2 rRNA genes are annotated in these 3,050 nt (G+C 52.5%); both read right to left on the bottom strand.

The window, feature by feature from the left end:
* Window positions 1-6: 6 nt before the first annotated feature.
* Window positions 7-122 (bottom strand): 5S ribosomal RNA (rrf, locus tag UC15_RS19285).
* 123 nt (window positions 123-245) lie between these two features.
* Window positions 246-3,050 (bottom strand): 23S ribosomal RNA (locus tag UC15_RS19280); the annotation flags it as partial.

Genomic DNA, 3,050 nt, shown 5'->3' with positions numbered 1-3,050 from the left:
TTTGATGCCTGGCAGTTCCCTACTCTCGCATGGGGAGACCCCACACTACCATCGGCGCTACGGCGTTTCACTTCTGAGTTCGGCATGGGGTCAGGTGGGACCACCGCGCTACTGCCGCCAGGCAAATTCTGTTTCATCCATACCGCATCATGTCATGATTTCTCACACACTCCGCCATACGAACCAATCTCGGAACAATCAGCTGAAAATCTACTTCAAGTCTCTAAAAACACCTTTGGTGTTGTAAGGTTAAGCCTCTCGGGTCATTAGTACTGGTTAGCTCAATGCATCGCTGCACTTACACACCCAGCCTATCAACGTCTTAGTCTTAAACGTCCCTTCAGGTGGCTTAAAGCCACAGGGAAGACTCATCTCGAGGCAAGTTTCGCGCTTAGATGCTTTCAGCGCTTATCTTTTCCGCATTTAGCTACCGGGCAATGCCATTGGCATGACAACCCGAACACCAGTGATGCGTCCACTCCGGTCCTCTCGTACTAGGAGCAGCCCCTCTCAATCTTCCAACGCCCACGGCAGATAGGGACCGAACTGTCTCACGACGTTCTAAACCCAGCTCGCGTACCACTTTAAATGGCGAACAGCCATACCCTTGGGACCTACTTCAGCCCCAGGATGTGATGAGCCGACATCGAGGTGCCAAACACCGCCGTCGATATGAACTCTTGGGCGGTATCAGCCTGTTATCCCCGGAGTACCTTTTATCCGTTGAGCGATGGCCCTTCCATTCAGAACCACCGGATCACTATGACCTACTTTCGTACCTGCTCGAGCCGTCACTCTCGCAGTCAAGCTAGCTTATGCCATTGCACTAACCTCACGATGTCCGACCGTGATTAGCTAACCTTCGTGCTCCTCCGTTACTCTTTAGGAGGAGACCGCCCCAGTCAAACTACCCACCAGACACTGTCCTCACCCCGGATTACGGGGCCGAGTTAGAACATCAAACATTAAAGGGTGGTATTTCAAGGTTGGCTCCACGCAGACTGGCGTCCACGCTTCAAAGCCTCCCACCTATCCTACACATCAAGGCTCAATGTTCAGTGTCAAGCTATAGTAAAGGTTCACGGGGTCTTTCCGTCTTGCCGCGGGTACACTGCATCTTCACAGCGAGTTCAATTTCACTGAGTCTCGGGTGGAGACAGCCTGGCCATCATTACGCCATTCGTGCAGGTCGGAACTTACCCGACAAGGAATTTCGCTACCTTAGGACCGTTATAGTTACGGCCGCCGTTTACCGGGGCTTCGATCAAGAGCTTCTCCTTGCGGATAACCCCATCAATTAACCTTCCGGCACCGGGCAGGCGTCACACCGTATACGTCCACTTTCGTGTTTGCACAGTGCTGTGTTTTTATTAAACAGTTGCAGCCAGCTGGTATCTTCGACTGGCTTCAGCTCCGGGAGCAAGTCCCTTCACCTACGCGCCAGCGTGCCTTCTCCCGAAGTTACGGCACCATTTTGCCTAGTTCCTTCACCCGAGTTCTCTCAAGCGCCTGAGTATTCTCTACCTGACCACCTGTGTCGGTTTGGGGTACGATTTCGTGTTACCTGGAGCTTAGAGGCTTTTCCTGGAAGCTTGGCATCAACTACTTCACCACCGTAGTGGCTCGTTATCACGCCTCAGGGTTGATATGCGACCGGATTTACCAAATCACACCCCCTACACGCTTGAACCGGGACAACCGTCGCCCGGCTAGCCTAGCCTTCTCCGTCCCCCCTTCGCAGTAACACCAAGTGCTGGAATATTAACCAGCTTCCCATCGACTACGCTTTTCAGCCTCGCCTTAGGGGTCGACTCACCCTGCCCCGATTAACGTTGGACAGGAACCCTTGGTCTTCCGGCGTGCGGGTTTTTCACCCGCATTATCGTTACTTATGTCAGCATTCGCACTTCTGATACCTCCAGCAAACCTCACAGTTCACCTTCGACGGCTTACAGAACGCTCCCCTACCCAACAACGCATAAGCGTCGCTGCCGCAGCTTCGGTGCATGGTTTAGCCCCGTTACATCTTCCGCGCAGGCCGACTCGACCAGTGAGCTATTACGCTTTCTTTAAATGATGGCTGCTTCTAAGCCAACATCCTGGCTGTCTATGCCTTCCCACATCGTTTCCCACTTAACCATGACTTTGGGACCTTAGCTGGCGGTCTGGGTTGTTTCCCTCTTCACGACGGACGTTAGCACCCGCCGTGTGTCTCCCGTGATAACATTCTTCGGTATTCGTAGTTTGCATCGAGTTGGTAAGCCGGGATGGCCCCCTAGTCGAAACAGTGCTCTACCCCCGAAGATGAGTTCACGAGGCGCTACCTAAATAGCTTTCGGGGAGAACCAGCTATCTCCCGGTTTGATTGGCCTTTCACCCCCAGCCACAAGTCATCCGCTAATTTTTCAACATTAGTCGGTTCGGTCCTCCAGTTAGTGTTACCCAACCTTCAACCTGCCCATGGCTAGATCACCGGGTTTCGGGTCTATACCTTGCAACTTGACGCCCAGTTAAGACTCGGTTTCCCTACGGCTCCCCTATTCGGTTAACCTTGCTACAAAATATAAGTCGCTGACCCATTATACAAAAGGTACGCAGTCACCCAACAAAGTAGGCTCCCACTGCTTGTACGTACACGGTTTCAGGTTCTATTTCACTCCCCTCGCCGGGGTTCTTTTCGCCTTTCCCTCACGGTACTGGTTCACTATCGGTCAGTCAGGAGTATTTAGCCTTGGAGGATGGTCCCCCCATATTCAGACAGGATGTCACGTGTCCCGCCCTACTCATCGAACTCACAACGTATGCATTTTTGTGTACGGGACTATCACCCTATACTGTGCGACTTTCCAGACGCTTCCACTAACACATTCGCTGATTCTGGTTCTGGGCTCTTCCCCGTTCGCTCGCCGCTACTGGGGGAATCTCGGTTGATTTCTTTTCCTCGGGGTACTTAGATGTTTCAGTTCCCCCGGTTCGCCTCATTACACTATGTATTCATGTAATGATAATGTGTCGAAACACACTGGGTTTCCCCATTCGGGTATCGTCGG

The organism is Rahnella sp. AN3-3W3, assembly GCF_003263545.1.
GTDB classification, from domain to species: domain Bacteria; phylum Pseudomonadota; class Gammaproteobacteria; order Enterobacterales; family Enterobacteriaceae; genus Rahnella; species Rahnella variigena.
Note: the sequence above shows the minus strand (reverse complement) of the source record. Positions and strands in the feature narration are given on the sequence as shown.